The sequence below is a fragment of the Isoptericola sp. NPDC060257 genome (assembly GCF_042726645.1).
GTDB classification, from domain to species: domain Bacteria; phylum Actinomycetota; class Actinomycetes; order Actinomycetales; family Cellulomonadaceae; genus Isoptericola; species Isoptericola nanjingensis.
Window position 1 is genome coordinate 1 of record NZ_JBHXAW010000087.1, and the last position, 15,087, is coordinate 15,087.

The 15,087-nt window shown below is 75.6% G+C and carries 15 protein-coding genes; 6 read left to right on the plus strand and 9 right to left on the minus strand.

The annotated features are described in order from the left end of the window. The 3 genes from ACFWEK_RS09425 to ACFWEK_RS09435 all read left to right on the plus strand — a co-directional run. A partial coding sequence (locus tag ACFWEK_RS09425; RefSeq protein WP_430553875.1) for a M16 family metallopeptidase occupies positions 1-1,262 on the plus strand: 1,262 nt, incomplete at its 5' end. A 43-nt stretch (positions 1,263-1,305) separates the two neighbouring features. Then, positions 1,306-2,079 carry a 4-hydroxy-tetrahydrodipicolinate reductase gene (gene dapB, locus ACFWEK_RS09430; protein ID WP_430553876.1) on the plus strand — a complete coding sequence of 258 codons (774 nt, stop codon included), beginning with the start codon at positions 1,306-1,308 and terminating at the stop codon, positions 2,077-2,079. After that, positions 2,076-2,552 (plus strand): tetratricopeptide repeat protein, encoded by a 477-nt coding sequence (locus ACFWEK_RS09435; RefSeq protein WP_430553877.1) that lies wholly within the window; start codon positions 2,076-2,078, stop codon positions 2,550-2,552. Before dapB ends, ACFWEK_RS09435 begins: the two co-directional genes overlap by 4 nt. Here ACFWEK_RS09435 and ACFWEK_RS09440 read toward each other — a convergent pair. From ACFWEK_RS09440 to ACFWEK_RS09455, 4 genes are all read right to left on the minus strand, one after another. Next, positions 2,530-3,105 (minus strand): hypothetical protein, encoded by a 576-nt coding sequence (locus tag ACFWEK_RS09440; protein ID WP_430553878.1) that lies wholly within the window; start codon positions 3,103-3,105, stop codon positions 2,530-2,532. The genes ACFWEK_RS09435 and ACFWEK_RS09440 overlap by 23 nt on opposite strands. A 95-nt stretch (positions 3,106-3,200) precedes the next feature. Further along, a complete protein-coding gene (locus tag ACFWEK_RS09445) occupies positions 3,201-4,391 on the minus strand; it encodes an MFS transporter (RefSeq protein WP_430546942.1) in 1,191 nt (396 codons plus the stop codon). Positions 4,392-4,443: 52 nt separating this feature from the next. Beyond that, positions 4,444-6,318: a glycoside hydrolase family 3 protein gene (locus ACFWEK_RS09450; protein WP_430553879.1), complete on the minus strand. Its 1,875-nt coding sequence runs from the start codon at positions 6,316-6,318 to the stop codon at positions 4,444-4,446. Then, entirely contained in the window at positions 6,318-7,640 is a 1,323-nt protein-coding gene (locus ACFWEK_RS09455) for an MFS transporter (protein WP_430553880.1), read from the minus strand. The genes ACFWEK_RS09450 and ACFWEK_RS09455 overlap by 1 nt, the downstream gene beginning before the upstream one ends. A 176-nt stretch (positions 7,641-7,816) precedes the next feature. On the opposite strand from ACFWEK_RS09455, the gene ACFWEK_RS09460 reads away from it, so the two are divergent. Next, positions 7,817-8,455 (plus strand): TetR/AcrR family transcriptional regulator, encoded by a 639-nt coding sequence (locus tag ACFWEK_RS09460; protein ID WP_430553881.1) that lies wholly within the window; start codon positions 7,817-7,819, stop codon positions 8,453-8,455. A gap of 88 nt (positions 8,456-8,543) precedes the next feature. Here the strand turns inward: ACFWEK_RS09460 and ACFWEK_RS09465 are convergent, their stop codons facing one another. The 4 genes from ACFWEK_RS09465 to ACFWEK_RS09480 form a co-directional block, all read right to left on the minus strand. Further along, positions 8,544-10,790, minus strand: coding sequence for a glycoside hydrolase family 3 C-terminal domain-containing protein (locus tag ACFWEK_RS09465; protein WP_430553886.1), 2,247 nt, complete (start codon positions 10,788-10,790; stop codon positions 8,544-8,546). A gap of 176 nt (positions 10,791-10,966) precedes the next feature. After that, positions 10,967-11,476 (minus strand): N-acetyltransferase family protein, encoded by a 510-nt coding sequence (locus ACFWEK_RS09470; RefSeq protein WP_429762244.1) that lies wholly within the window; start codon positions 11,474-11,476, stop codon positions 10,967-10,969. Positions 11,477-11,518: 42 nt separating this feature from the next. Beyond that, complete coding sequence (locus ACFWEK_RS09475; protein ID WP_430553882.1) at positions 11,519-11,839, minus strand: AzlD domain-containing protein; 321 nt, start codon at positions 11,837-11,839, stop codon at positions 11,519-11,521. Beyond that, the gene (locus ACFWEK_RS09480) at positions 11,836-12,486 is read right to left on the minus strand and encodes an AzlC family ABC transporter permease (RefSeq protein ID WP_430553883.1); all 651 of its coding nucleotides are present in this window, start codon (positions 12,484-12,486) and stop codon (positions 11,836-11,838) included. Before ACFWEK_RS09480 ends, ACFWEK_RS09475 begins: the two co-directional genes overlap by 4 nt. Positions 12,487-12,580: 94 nt before the next feature. On the opposite strand from ACFWEK_RS09480, the gene ACFWEK_RS09485 reads away from it, so the two are divergent. Further along, complete coding sequence (locus ACFWEK_RS09485) at positions 12,581-13,216, plus strand: maleylpyruvate isomerase family mycothiol-dependent enzyme (protein ID WP_430546947.1); 636 nt, start codon at positions 12,581-12,583, stop codon at positions 13,214-13,216. A gap of 34 nt (positions 13,217-13,250) precedes the next feature. Here the strand turns inward: ACFWEK_RS09485 and ACFWEK_RS09490 are convergent, their stop codons facing one another. Continuing rightward, positions 13,251-14,717, minus strand: coding sequence for an NAD-dependent succinate-semialdehyde dehydrogenase (locus ACFWEK_RS09490; protein WP_430553884.1), 1,467 nt, complete (start codon positions 14,715-14,717; stop codon positions 13,251-13,253). Positions 14,718-14,811: 94 nt separating this feature from the next. Here ACFWEK_RS09490 and ACFWEK_RS09495 point away from each other — a divergent pair. Further along, a partial coding sequence (locus ACFWEK_RS09495) for an AAA family ATPase (RefSeq protein ID WP_430553885.1) occupies positions 14,812-15,087 on the plus strand: 276 nt, incomplete at its 3' end.

Sequence of the window (15,087 nt, forward strand, 5' to 3'; positions counted from 1 at the left end):
GTGCGACGATCCGTCGCACCGTCCTGCCCGGCGGTGTTCGTGTGCTCACCGAGTCGATGCCGGGCCTGCGCTCGGCCACGGTGGGCGCCTGGGTCGGCGTCGGCTCCCGCGACGAGACCGACGGCCACTTCGGCTCCACGCACTTCCTCGAGCACCTGCTGTTCAAGGGCACACCCCGCCGCTCGGCGATGGACATCGCCGAGGCCTTCGACGCCGTGGGCGGCGAGGCCAACGCGGCAACGGGCAAGGAGCACACGTGCTACTACGCCCGCGTGCTCGACGCCGACCTGCCGATGGCGGTCGACGTCATCGCCGACATGGTCACCTCCGCGCGCCTCGACGAGGGCGAGCTCGAGACCGAGCGCGGCGTGATCCTCGAAGAGCTCGCGATGAACGACGACGACCCGGGCGACGTCGTGCACGAGGAGTTCTCCGCCGCCGTGCTCGGCACGCACCCGCTCGGCCGGCCGATCGGCGGCACCCCGGACACGATCCGGGCCGTGCCGCGCGACGCCGTCTGGGAGCACTACCGCTGGCACTACCGGCCCGAGACCCTGGTGGTCTCGGCTGCGGGCGGCGTCGACCACGACGCCCTCGTCGGGCAGGTGACGGACGCCCTCGCCACCGGCGGTTGGGACCTGGCCGCCGGCGCGGCCCCGCGCGACCGGCGCCCGACCGCCGCCGACCCCGTCGGCGTCCCGACGGAGGGCGTCGAGCTCACCGTGCGGCGCCAGGTAGAGCAGGCGAACGTCATCGTGGGGTCCACGGGTCTCGCGGCCACCGACGACCGCCGCTTCACGCTGTCCGTGCTCAACGCCGTCCTGGGCGGCGGCATGTCGTCGCGCCTCTTCCAGGAGGTGCGCGAGCGCCGCGGCCTGGCGTACACCACGTACTCGTTCGCCTCCGGCCACGGCGGGATCGGCACGTTCGGGTTGTACGCCGGCTGCTCGCCCGCGAAGGTCGACCAGGTCACCGAGCTGCTGGTCGCCGAGCTGGAGCGGATGGCGACCGAGCCCATCACGGCCGCCGAGCTGGAGCGCAGCATCGGGCAGCTCTCGGGCGGCCTCGTGCTCGGCCTGGAGGACTCCGGGTCGCGCATGAGCCGGCTGGGCAAGGCCGAGCTGGTGTACGGCGAGCTGCTGACCCTGGAGGAGTCCCTCGAGCGGGTCCGCGCCGTGACCGTCGACGACGTCCGCGAGCTCGCCGCCGACCTGGCCGCGCGGCCGCGGTCCGTCGTGCGCGTCGGTCCGTTCGGCGACTGAGACCGGTCCCGACGACATGAGGAACGAGATCGGAGACTCACCCATGAGCAAGAGCATCAAGGTGGCCGTGCTCGGCGCAGCCGGGCGGATGGGCGCCACCGTGTGCCGGGCGGTCGAGGAGGCGGCGGACCTCGAGCTGGTCGCGCGCCTCGACGCGGGCGACACGGTCGACGCCGACGCCCTGGCCGGCGCCGACGTGGCGATCGACTTCACGGTGCCGGCCGCCACCGAGGCGAACGTGCACGCGGTGCTCGACGCCGGCGCGCACGCCGTCGTCGGGACGACCGGGTGGGACGAGGCCTCGCGCGGCCGGGTCACGGAGCACCTGGAGCGCGTCAACGCCGCACGGGCCGGACAGGACGGGCTGGGCGTGCTCATCGCGCCGAACTTCGGCCTGTCGGCCGTGCTCGCGATGACGTTCGCGGCCAAGGCGGCGCGGTACTTCGAGTCGGCCGAGGTGGTCGAGCTGCACCACCCCGACAAGGTCGACGCCCCGTCGGGCACGGCGCGGCACACCGCCGCGGCGATCGCCCGCGCGCGGTCCGAGGCCGGCCTGGCCGCGATGCCCGACGCCACCGAGACGGGCGTCGAGGCGCGGGGCGCCGACGTCGACGGGGTGCGCGTGCACGCCGTCCGGCTGCGGGGCCTCGTGGCGCACGAGGAGATCCTGTTCGGGAACGTCGGCGAGCAGCTCGTGATCCGGCAGGACTCGTTCGACCGGGCGTCGTTCATGCCCGGCGTGCTGCTGGCGGTGCGCGAGGTCGTCTCCCGGCCCGGGCTGACCGTGGGACTCGAGAACGTGCTGGACCTGTCGTGAGCGACGCGCCGCGCCGGCGGCTGCCGCGGGGGCTCGCGGGGGCGGTCGCCGTCACCGCGCTGCTCGCGCTGTACGTCTGGCAGATCGCCGGGCGCGGTGTGTCGATGATCGGCACCGGCGAGCCGGTGCTGATCGCCATCGGCCTGGCCGTGCTGGTCATCCCGCTGCTCGTCATCGTGCTCATCGCGCGCGAGTACCGCCTCGCGACACGGGTGCAGCACATGGCCGACGTGCTCGCGGCCGCGGACGAGCTGCCGGTGGACGACCTGCCGCGCTCGCCGGGCGGACGGGTGGACCGCGCGGCCGCGGACGCCGCGTTCGAGGAGCGCCGGGCCGCGGTGGAGCAGGACCCGGACGACTGGAAGGCCTGGTACCACCTGGCGTTCGCCTACGACGCGGCCGGCGACCGCCGCCGGGCCCGCGAGACGCTCCGCAAGGCGTCGTCGATGTTCAGGCCGGGCGCGACGTCCTGACCCGGCCGCCGGCCGGGGTCCCGACGGCCGGCGGGTCCAGCGGCGTGAGCCGCGCCCAGCAGTACAACCCGTGGCGCACCTGGCGTGCGCGGTCGGCGAGCCCGCCCAGCGCGACCAGGGCGGGCGCGAGCCGGTCGGCGGCGGGCAGGCTCCCGCCGCTCGCCGTCGCCCACGAGCGTGCGACGTCGAGCAGCCGGTCCGGGGCCGCGGCGGCCAGCGCCTCCGCGAGCTCGTCCGAGACGGCCACCACCCAGGGGCCCTCGTCCGCGCCGTCCACGAGGGCGCCGTGCCGCGGATGGGCCGTGACCTCCGCGTACGGCCGCGCGCACAGCGCCTCCGCGACGCGTCCCAGCATCACGAACGGCTCCACCGCCGGCAGCCGCACGGTGTCGAAGAGCGGTCGGCCCGAGCCTCGCGCCAGGACCGACGGCCCCGCCTCCTGGTGCACCACCGTCGCCGCGACGGCGTCGGTCGGCGCCGCGAAGTAGTCGGTCACGAGGGGCGCGGCGCGGCCGCCGCGCCGCGCTCCCGGCAGGGACCCCGACAGGTTCATGGGGACACGCTCGCACCCGGGTGCTACGGGCGCGTCACGGCGTCGTGACGACCCGGGAACGGATCGTCGGAACGGTTCGCCCGGCCTGCCGGCGCCTACGACGTCGCGTGACGCGGGAACGCCTGGCGGGCGACGAGCACCGCCACGAGCGCGACGGCGACGATCGCGGCCCCGGTCAGCGCCAGGGCGCGCGGCCCGGGACCGGCGACCACCGCCGCGCCCACGGCCGCGCCGAGCCCGATGCCGAAGTTCGAGGTCGCGTTGACGAACGCCCCGGCGATGTCGGGCGTGGCGCCCTGGGTACGCAGCGCCGCGGCCTGGAACGTGGCAGGGATGGCGCCGAACGCGGCGAGCCACACGCCCGCCGCGACCAGCACGCCGACGGCGCCCGGCAGCGCGAGCGCGACGGCGACGAGGGCCACGGCGATCGAGGCCATGGACGCGATCGTCAGGGCGCGCGGGCTGTGGTCGAGGTAGCGGGCCGCGGCCCAGAGCCCGACCAGCCCGAGCGCGCCGAACACCAGCAGCACCGGCCCGACGGCGGCCTCCGACAGCCCGGCGGCCAGCAGCAGCACGGAGATGTACGTGTACACGGTGTACTGGCCGCCGAACAGCACGGTGTTGGTGCCGACCACGAGCCCGAGGCGGGCGCGCCCGCGGCGGGCGGCCGCGGCGTCGCGCGGGGCGGCGGGCTCGACGGCGACGGACGGCAGCAGGCGCGCCACGAGCAGGGCGGTCACCGTGCAGACCGCGGCGAGCACGCCGAACGACCAGCGCCAGCCCACCGCGGCCCCGAGCGACGTCGACAGCGGCACGCCGAGCACGAAGCCGAGGGTGCCGCCGGCGGTCACGAGGGTGAGGGCGCGGCCGGTGTACAGGGGGCTGACGAGGCGCGCGGCGTACGCGATCGACACGGAGAAGAACACCGCGTGCCCCAGCCCGCCGAGCACGCGCGCGCCCGCGACCACGGCGTACGACGGCGCGACGGCCACCAGCAGGTTGCTCGCCGCGTACGTGGCGAGCGTCGCGAGCAGCAGGGGCTTGCGGGCGAGCGACCGGGTGGCGATCGTCAGCGGTACCGCGCAGGCGGCGACCACGAACGCGTAGACCGTGACCAGCAGGCCTGCCGTCGACTCGCTCACGCCGACGCCGCGCGCGACCTGCGGCAGCAGGCCCACCGGCAGCACCTCGGTGGTGATGGCGACGAAGTTGGCGACGCCGAGGACGGCGATCCCCGCCGCGGCGTCCCGGACGGTACGGGCGGGGGCCGGGGAGGAGGACGTCACCGCCTCATCCTCCCATCGGTGGTCGCCGGTCGCGCCGGGCACCCACCACCGGTCAGAGCGCCAGGCCGTGGCCGAACCGGAACAGCGGGTCCGCGGTGTCGAACGGCACGTCCTCGCGGGACGCCTCCACGGCGGCCGTCGACCGGGGCAGGTCGAACGGGAGGCGGCCCTCGGCGGGGACGATGCCGGTGAGGGCGTCGAGCAGCGCCGGGGTGGACGCCCCGAAGTTCGCGACCAGCGACCCGCGGCCGCCCAGCGCCTCGAGCACGGGGGCGAGGATCGCGGGCCGGTCGAGGTAGACGTCGACGACGGTCGGCACCTGCGCGGCGGTCTCGGCCACGTGCGCGACGACCTCCGCGGGGAAGTCGAGCGAGCCGGCGTGGAAGAAGCCCTCGAAGCCGGGCCCGCGGTCGTCGTACGGCGCCTTGAGGCGCAGCAGCGCGACGTCGGCCTCGGCGGGGGAGGCGACCAGGGTGGCGCCCTCGAGCCCGTCGACGACGTCGGCGGCGCCCTCCACGAAGACGCGCAGGCCGCGGGCCAGCGGGAGGCGGGCCGCGCCGTCGGCCGCGGACGCCAGCGGGGTCACGGACCGCGACTGGGCGCGCCGCCCCGCGGCCACGAGGTCCGGGTGCCCGACGACGGACGCCGCGGCGTCGGCGTCGACGTCGCGGGCGCCGTCGAACAGGCCCAGCTCGAACTTCTCCCGCAGCAGGCGGGCGACGGACTCGTCGACCCGCGCCTCGGTGACCCGACCCGCGCGGACCAGCTCCACGACGAGCTCGGGGCACGCCTCGCCGCCGAGCTGGTCGGCGCCGGCCGCGAGGATCCTCTCCAGCCGGTCGACCGGAGCGAGGTGCTCGACGCCCCAGGCGCGGGCCGGGAACGGCTGGCCGAGGATCTCGGCGTCGGACACCAGGCCCCAGTCGGTGCACACGACGCCGTCGAAGCCGAGCTCGTCGCGCAGCAGACGCGTGAGGATCTGCCGGTTGAAGCCGAACCCGACCTGCTCGACGGCCTCGGGCCCGTCGCCGAGGTCCGCCTCGAGGCCCACCGGCATGCCGTAGTACGGCATCATCTGGCGCGTCCCCGCGGCCAGCAGCGCCTTGAACGGCTCCAGGTGCTCGGCGAAGCGCCCGCCGGGGTACACCTGCTCGCGCCCGTAGGCGAAGTGCGGGTCCTCGCCGTCCTGCTGCGGCCCGCCGCCAGGGAAGTGCTTGGTCATGGTCGAGACGGAGCGCTCGCCGAACGTGCCGGGCAGGCCGGCCGCGCGGGCGACGTCGCCGGTGGCCTGGAACCCGCGCACGTACGCGGCGCCCATCCGGCCGGTGAGCGCGGCGTCCTCGCCGAAGGTGCCGTTCGCGCGGGACCAGCGGGGCTCGGTGGCGAGGTCGACCTGCGGGTGCAGGGCCGTGCGGATGCCGACCGCGAGGTACTCGCGGCGCGCTGCGTCGGCGTGCTCCTCGACCAGGCGCTCGTCGCGGGTGGCGGCGAGGCCGAGCGTCTCCGGCCACTGCGAGAACGGCCCGGACAGCAGCGCGGTGCCGGGGTTGTCGGTGAACGCGTGCCGCGGGTCGGTGGACACCGTCACGGGGATGCCGAGGCGGGTGGACGCCGCGAGCTCCTGGAGCCGGTTGTGCCAGAGCGCGAACTCGCGGGCCGTGGGCGGCGCCATGAGCACGTTGAAGTGCGTCATCTGGCGCTTCACCACCATGTCGGTGGTGGCGGGCACGCCCATCGCGGACGGGCCCTCGGACAGCGCGCCGCCCTCGCCCACCTCGATCATGGTCTGGAAGAGCTGGCCGGCCTTCTCCTCGAGGGTCATGCGGGCGAGCAGGTCGGCCACGCGCTCGGCGACGGGGCGTGACGCGTCGCGGTACGGGGCGTCGGCGGGGACGGGCGCGTCGGCGGCGCCGGTCGGTGCGGTCATCAGCGGGCTCCTCGGATGAACAGGGTGGCCACGGCGCCGAGGGCGACGATGACCGCGGAGATGGCGAACAGGGCGGTGTAGTTGCCGCCGCCGGCGCCGGTGCCGGAACCGATGGCGAGGAACGCCGGGGCGAGAGCCGGGGCCACGGACTGCGGCAGCGCGTTGGCGATGTTGAAGACGCCCATGTTCTTCGCGGCCTCGGTCTCGGCGTTCGGCAGCACGTCGGTGACGAGCGCGAGGTCGACGGCGAAGTAGGCGCCGAGGCCGGCGCCGAACAGGGACGCGCCCAGGTAGAGCGTGCCCGGACCCTGCACGAGCGCGAACGTGAGGAGGCCGGCGCCGGCCAGCAGGGTGGCGACGACGACGAAGACCTTGCGGCGGCCGGTGCGGTCGGACAGCACGCCGCCCAGGAGGGACGCCACCACCATGACGACGGCCTGCACGACCATGAGCCGCAGCTGCCAGCTCAGCGCCGTGGCGTTGTCGAAGCCGAACCGGTCGATGAGGAAGTACAGCTGGTAGGTGTTGTAGAGCGCGAAGCCGAACAGCATGAGGAAGCGGCCGAGGAAGGTCCACGCGAAGTCGGGGTGCTGTCGCGGGGAGACCCAGAAGCCCTTGAGGAACACGCCGAGGCGGAACGGGGCGACGTCGGCCCGGTCGAGGCGGCGGTCCTTGAGGACGGCCACGAGCGCGAGCACGCCGACGACGGCCAGGAACGTGGGGACGAGGAAGATCCAGATCTCGTTCGCCCCGGCGGCGGTGAACCCGAAGGCGAGCGCGATGCCGACCAGCGGGGCGAGCTGCTGGGCCATGCCGAGCAGGCTGGAGACGCGGGCGCGCTGGGTCTCGGCGACCTGGTCGGGCAGCAGCGCCTGGAGCGCGGCCTGGGTGCCGTTCATCGCGGCCTGCGTGACGGCCCACCCGATCACGACCATCCAGATCGCCGGCGCGAACGCGATGAGCAGGAGGCCGACGGCGCCGAGCAGCACGCCCCACAGCAGCCAGGGCCGCCGTATGCCGAGCCGCGACGTCGTGCGGTCGGACAGGGCGCCGGCGACCGGGTTGGCGACGAAGGCGAAGAAGGCCCCGACGCCGGTGACGAGCGCGAGGTCGGCGGCGCGGGTCTCGGGCGTGGACAGGGCGTCGACCTTGAGCGCCAGCGTGCTGACCACGGGGGTGAGCACCGCGATGTACAGCGCGAAGAACGCGAGGACGTAGGCGACGACCGTCCCGGTACCGGCAGCGGCGCGGCCGGCCTCCGGGACGTGGGTCGGGGACGCGGGGGACTGGCCGGCCGGTGCGGGGGCCTGAACGTCTGCCATGGACGACTCCTGATTCTCTGCCGGGCCCACCGTCGGACCCGCGCCTCGACCAATGCCTACCGGCTGGTCGGAAATGGAGGTTACCGCATGGTAGGTATTGATGCCAAGGGTCCTGCCCAGGGGCATGCAGGTGACCGCCACGGCGGACGCCGCGGGGAAGAGGGGAGAATGGCGCCGTGAGCGACACGACGATCGAGGACCAGGCCGCGCCCCGCCGGGGCTACGCCAAGGGCCGGGCCAAGCGCGAGGAGATCCTGCAGGCGGCGATCGTGGCGTTCGCCGAGGTCGGGTATCACGGCGCCTCGCTCCGGGAGATCGCCGCGCGCGTCGGCATCTCGCACCCGGGGCTGCTGCACCACTTCCCGACCAAGGCCGCGCTGCTCGAGGCGGTGCTCGAGCACCGGGACGCCGTCGACTTCGCCGACGTCGACACCGACCTCACGCAGGGGCGGTCGCTGTTCGAGGCGATCGTGCGGCTCGTGGAGCGCAACGCGCTGCGGCGTCCCGTGGTCGAGGTGTTCGCCGGTCTCGCGGCCGAGGCGACGTCGGTCGACCATCCGGCGCACGAGTTCTTCGCGGCGCGCTACCGCGACACCGTGTCCCGCATGCGCGGCGAGCTGGAGCGTCTCGCCGACGCCGGGCGGCTCCGCGCCGGCGTGGATCCCGCCGTCGCCGCGCGCACGGTCGTGGCCCTCATGGACGGGCTGCAGGTCCAGTGGCTGTACTCGCTCGAGCGGCCGCGCGCGGAGCGCGTCGACATGGCGGCGGACCTGCGGGCGTACCTCGACCTCGTGGTCGAGCCCGCCGCCGGCTGAGCCTGGCTCCGCCCCGTTCGACGGTCGGACCTGTCGGAACCTCCGCACGGGGTCTCGACAGGTCCAACCGTCGAACGGTGTGGCGTGGTCAGGCGTTCGCGGCCTCGACGAGCTGCTCGAGGGTGCCCCGGTCGAAGCCGGCCAGGCCGAAGTCGGCGATGACCGCGAGCGGCATGTCGGTCGCCATGGCCAGGAGGCCCGGGTCGACCGGCGCGCCGTCGAGGGCGCCGCGCACCACGGGCCCGGCCACCGGGTGCTCGAGCGCCTCGCCGAGCGTCGACAGCTCGTGGAGCGGGAGGGTGACGTCCTCGCCGACGACGTCGACCACGAGCTCGGCGCGCAGGTCGCGGGACGACGCGCCCACGGCGACGCGGAACTCGCCGCCCTCCAGCACCCAGCGGCGCAGCACGGGGTGCCAGTACGACAGGTCGCGGGCGTCGAGGCCGAACGTCACGACCTGCGACGCGCCCGGCTCGAGGCGCACCTTGGCGAACGCCTTGAGCTCGCGCTCGGGCCGCTGCACCTGGGCCTGCGGGTCGCCCACGTACACCTGGACGACCTCGGAGCCGGCGACTGGGCCGGTGTTGGTCACGCGCACGGTGACGCGCACCTGGGCGTCGGTGCCGGACCCGGTGACCTCCGCCGCCGCGTCGTCGTACGCGAACGTCGTGTACGACAGGCCGTGCCCGAACGGGTACGCGACGTCGACCTGGCGGGCGTCGTACCAGCGGTAGCCCACCAGCACGCCCTCGCCGTAGCGGACGTGGCCGAGCTCGCCGGGGAAGTTCCCGAAGGCCGGGGTGTCCTCGAGGCGCAGGGGCAGGGTCTCGGTGAGCCGGCCCGAGGGCGCGACGGCGCCCGTGAGCACGTCGGCGACGGCGGAGCCGCCGGCCTGGCCGCCCAGCCAGCCGGTGAGCAGCGCGGGGGCGACGTCCTGCCACGGGGCCACCGAGATCGCGGAGCCGCCGGCGAGCGCGACGACGACCCGCGGGTTCGCCGCCGCGACGGCGCGCAGCAGCGCGACCTGGTCGGCGGGCAGGTCCAGGTGGTCGCGGTCGTAGCCCTCCGACTCGTACGCGGCGGGGAGGCCGAGGAACACGAGCACGGTGCGTGCGCCGCGCGCCGCCTCGACGGCCTCGGCGACCAGGGTGTCGGGCGAGCGGTCGTCGGCCGGCCCCTCGGCCAGCGTGTACCCCGCGGCGAACGGGAGGTCGGCGCCGGCGGCCGCCCTCAGCGCGGTGAGCGCGTCGTCGAGGCGGGTCGGGTTGACCTGCGAGGACCCGGCGCCCTGGTAGCGCGGGGTCCGGGCGAGCTCGCCGACGACGGCGACGCCGGCGAGGTCGTCGGGCGCCAGGGGGAGGAGGGGCGCGCCGTCGACGGGGGCGTTCTTGAGCAGCACGGTGCCCGCGGCCGCGGCCTCGCGGGCGAGCGCGTGGTGGGTGTCGACGTCGAACGACCCGGGCGCCTCGGCCGCCGGCAGCGACCGGGCGACGAGGTGCAGGACGCGGCGGGCGGCCGCGTCGACCAGGGCCTCGTCGAGCTCGCCGCCGCGCGCCGCGGCGACGACCTCGGCGTCGGTGCGCCCGCCGGAGGACGGCATCTCCAGGTCGAGGCCGGCGGCGACCCCGGCGACGCGGTCGCGCACCGCGCCCCAGTCGGACACGACGAGGCCCTCGAAGCCCCACTCGTCGCGCAGCACCGTGGTGAGCAGCCAGTCGTGCTGCGAGGCGTAGACGTCGTTCACCTTGTTGTAGGCGCACATGACGGTCCAGGGCTGCGCCTTGGTGACGACGCGCTCGAAGGCGGGCAGGTAGATCTCCCGCAGCGTGCGCTCGTCGACGTCCGCGGACACCCGCATCCGGTCCGCCTCCTGGTTGTTGGCGGCGAAGTGCTTGAGGGACGTGCCGACGCCGAGCGACTGGACGCCCTCGACGAGGGCCGTAGCGAGCTCGCCGGCCACCACCGGGTCCTCGGAGAAGTACTCGAAGTTGCGCCCGCACAGCGGCGACCGCTTGATGTTCACGCCCGGGCCGAGGAGGACCGCGACGTCGTTCGCGCGGGTCTCCCGGCCGAGGGCCTCGCCGACCCGGTGCAGCAGGTCGGCGTCCCAGCTCGACCCGAGCGCGGCGGCCGTCGGGAAGCAGGTGGCGGGCACGCTGTTGCCGAGGCCGAGGTGGTCCGCGTTCTCGTCCTGCTTGCGCAGGCCGTGCGGGCCGTCGGTGACCATCACGGACGGGACCAGCGTGCGGCCGTCGCGCTCGACCGGCTGCGTGTGCCAGAAGTCGACGCCGGAGAGCAGCGAGGCCTTCTCCTCGAGCGTCAGCCCGGCGAGCACGCGCTCGACGTCGAACGGGTGGGCGGGGTGCTCGGTCGCGCCGTCCGCCGCGGGGGACGGCGTGTGGGCGGGCACGGTCTGGTCGAGGGTCACGGGGGCGCTCCTGGGGTCGGCGACGGGCAACCCCTGCAGCGTAGCAAGAAACCTACCGTGCGGTAGGGAAGATGGAGGTGGCCTCAGATGGCGGCGGACCAGCGCCGCTCGACGACGTCGCGCACGCCGGTCGCGAGGGTGCGGGACGTGCCGTCCGGCCCCAGGCCGGCCGAGGAGAGGAAGCGCTCGCGCGCCGAGTCGTCGTCGAGCACCCAGGTGACGACCTGCTCGGCGCCGTCGGTGCGGAGCCGGTCGACCGCGGCGGACAGCAGCCGCGAGCCGTGGCCGCCGCGCTGGTGCCGCGGCTCCACCTCGAGCGCCACGAGCTGGCCGGGGCCCACGGCCGCGAAGCCGACGATCTCCGGCCCGTCCAGGGCGACGAGCACCGCGAAGCCGGGGCCCGGGGGAGCGGTGATCGCCCGCGCCCATCGCTCGCGCATGGTGTCGGTGTCGAGCGCGTCGACGACGCCGTCGCCCAGCGCCACCTCGTGCGTCGCGCGCCACGCCGACACCTGGACGCGGGTGACCGCGTCCTCGTCGCCGGGGACCGCCGGGCGGACCGAGACGTCGGCCGTCTCGCGGAAGAGTGCCATCGGGCCACCCTAGTGAGTACGCCTGGTGAGTACGCCGCGCGCTCAGCCCCAGCCGAGGGCCCGCAGCCCCGCCGCGGTGGCGGCCGCGAGCACGACCACGAGGATGAACGGGGCGCGCAGGGTGAGGGTGATCGCCGCGACGGCGAGCGCGGGCACGCGCGCGTCGACGACGAGCGCCTGCCCGTCCGCGAAGGTCTGCACGACCACGAGGGAGACGAGCAGCGCCACGGTCACGAGGGTCGACGTGCGCTGCACGCGCTCCGTCGCGAGCCAGTGCTCCGGGATGAGATGGCCGGCGAGCTTGAGCCCGAAGCTGAGCAGCGAGGCGGCGAGGACGGCCACCCACAGCGCGGTGGTGGTCACGCGGCCTCCTTCCGGTCGTCCGGCGTGCTCGGCGTCGCGACCACGCCCACGACGATCGCGACCGCCGCGGCGGCGAGGACGGGCACGCCCGCGGGGACGACGGGGATCAGCGCGGCGGTGACGACGACGGCGAGCGCCGCGACGACCTGCGCGCGCCGGGCGGCCAGGCGCGGCCACACGAGGGCGAGGAACGCGGCACCCGCGGCGGCGTCGAGCCCCCAGGCGCGCGGGTCGCCCAGCGCGTCGCCGGCGAGCGCGCCCAGCAGCGTGAACGCGTTCCACAGCACGAACACGCCGATCCCGGTGACCCAGAACCCGGCCCGGGTGGCGGCGCGCTCCCGCTGGCCGACGGCCACCGCGGTCGACTCGTCGATCGTGAGCTGCGCCGCGGCGAGGCGTCGCCAGCCGCGCACCTCGAGCAGCGGCGCGACGACGGCGCCGTACAGCGTGTTGCGCACGCCCAGCAGCGTCGACGTGGCGATCGCGGCGACGGGGGAGCCGCCCGCGGCGACGACCCCGATGAGGGCGAACTGCGACCCGCCGGAGAAGAGCAGCAGGCTCAGCGCCATCGTCTGGGGCACGCTCACGCCGGCCACGACCGACAGCGCCCCGAACGAGACGCCGTACAGGCCGGTGGCGACCGCCACGCTCGCCCCCTGGCGGACGGCAGACCGCACCGCCGAGGACTGCTGTCGAGAACTCACGCGCGCCAGGAAACCACGACTCTCGTAGCGTGGAGAAATGCGTGGAGGGACAGCGGACGTGCGCGCGATGGCCGTCGCCGAGCGGTCAGAGCTCGCGGACTTCCTCGACTCGCTGGACGACGACCTGTGGGAGACCCCCTCGCTCTGCGAGGGCTGGAGCGTGCACGACGTCGTCGCGCACGTCGTGAGCTTCGAGGAGCACTCGCGGCGCGACCTGCTGCGCCGCCTCGCCCGGGCCCGGTGGCGCCCCGGCCACCTCAACGACGTGGCGCTCGCGGAGTACCGGCACCTGACGCCGGCGGAGCTCGTCGCGTTCCTCAGGTCGCACCTCGAGCCGCGCGGCTCGACGGCGTCGATGGGCTACCGGGTCGGCATGGTCGACGCGCTGGTGCACCACCAGGACATCCGCCGCCCGCTGGGCCGGCGCCGGACGGTGCCCGCCGACAGGCTGCGCGTCGCCCTCGACTTCGCCGTCCTCGCGCCGCCCCTGCGGGGGTTCTGGCACGCCCGCGGGGTGCGTCTCGTGTCGACGGACGTGGACTGGCGGCGCGGCCGGGGGCCGGAGGCGCGGGGTCCGGCGGAGGCCGTGCTCATGACGCTCGCCGGTCGCCGCGGTGCGGCGCACGACCTGGCGGGCCCGGGACGGCAGGTCCTCGTCGAGCGCCTCGGCTGACCCGGCGGCGCTCAGGGCGCCACGGACACCGTGCTCAGAGCGCCACGTACACCGTCTCGAGGAACTCCTCGAGTCCTGCCTCGCCGCCCTCCCGGCCCAGGCCGGACTGCTTCATGCCGCCGAACGGGGCGCTCGCGTCGGAGACCATGCCGCGGTTGATCCCGATCATCCCGGCGTCGATCTCCGCCCCGACGCGCAGGGCCCGCTCCAGGGACGTCGTGTAGGCGTACGCGGCGAGCCCGTACTCCGTGTCGTTCGCGAGGGCGAAGGCCTCGTCGTCGTCGGCGAACCCGACGACGGGCGCCACCGGGCCGAAGATCTCCTCGCGCACGGCCCGCGCGTCCCGGTCGACGCCGGCGAGCACGGTGGGCTCGAAGAACGTGCCGGGGCCGTCGGGGCGACCGCCGCCCGCGAGCACCTGCGCGCCGCGATCCACGGCGTCGTCGACGAGCGCGGCCACCTTCTCGACGGCCGGGGCGTCGATGAGCGGGCCGACGTCGACGCCGTCCACGTCGCCGCGCCCGACGCGCAGGGCGGCGAACCGGTCGGCGAGCCGCCGCGCGAACTCGCGGGCGACGGAGTCGTGCACGAGGAAGCGGTTGGCCGCGACGCAGGACTGGCCGGCGTTGCGGAGCTTCGCGACCGTCGCGCCGTCGACGGCCGCGCCGAGGTCGGCGTCGGCGAAGACCACGAACGGCGCGTTGCCGCCGAGCTCCATCGACGTGCGCAGCACCTGGTCGGCGGACTGTTTCAGCAGGGTGCGCCCGACGGCGGTGGATCCGGTGAAGGACAGCTTGCGCAGCCGGTCGTCGGCGAGCAGCGGCGCCACGAGGTCCCCCGAGCTCGCCGTGGGCACGACGTTCACGATGCCCCGCGGCAGCCCGCGCTCGGCCGCCTCCGACCGGATCACCTCGGCGACGAGCATCGTGGTGAGCGGGGTCTGGTGGGCCGGCTTGATCACGATCGTGCAGCCCGCCGCGAGCGCGGGGCCGATCTTGCGCGTCGCCATCGCGATGGGGAAGTTCCACGGCGTGACCAGCAGCGCCGGGCCGACCGGCCGCCGGTGCACGAGCTGCCGGTTCGCGCCGGCGGGGGCGGTGCGCACCAGGCCCTCGGCCCGGACCGCCTGCTCGGCGTACCAGCGCAGGAAGTCGGCGCCGTACGCGACCTCGGCCCGGGCCTCGGCCAGGGGCTTGCCGCACTCGGCGGTGATGAGGGACGCGACGGCGTCGCTGCGCGCGACGAGCCGCTCGTACACGGCCCGCAGCAGCTCGGACCGCTCGCGCGGTGCGACGGCGCGCCACGCGGGCGCGGCGTCGGCGGCCGAGGCGAGCGCGCGCCGGCCGTCCTCCGGGGAGGCGTCGGCGACGTCGAACAGCACCTCTCCCGTGGCGGGGTCGGTGACCTCGAACGTCCTCCCGCCCGAGGCCGCGGTCCAGTGACCGTCGGCGAGCATGCCGGTCGGCAGGTGGGCGACGAGCGCGGGGGACAGCGAGCTCATGCCCCGAGTATGCACAGCGCGCGGTCCGCTCGACACGGGGAACGGCGGACCTCGCCCGCGGCCGGTTCCCCACGAGGTTCCCTACGATCGGGGGATGGGCGACGGGCGGGGCGAGGGCGCGGTGACGCTGCTGCTGCTCAACGGGCTGCCGGGCGCCGGCAAGTCGACCGTCGCCGGGGCGCTCGCGGCCGGGCGGCCCGGCACGCTCGCCCTCGACGTGGACGTGGTGCGCGCGCTGATCTCCGGCGACCCCGCCCTGGCGGCGGAGCCTGCTCGGCGCCTCGCCCTCGACATGGCGCGCTCGCACCTCCGGGCCGGCGCCCACGTCGTCGTCCCGCAGCTCGTGGCGCGGCCCGACCAGGTCGCACGG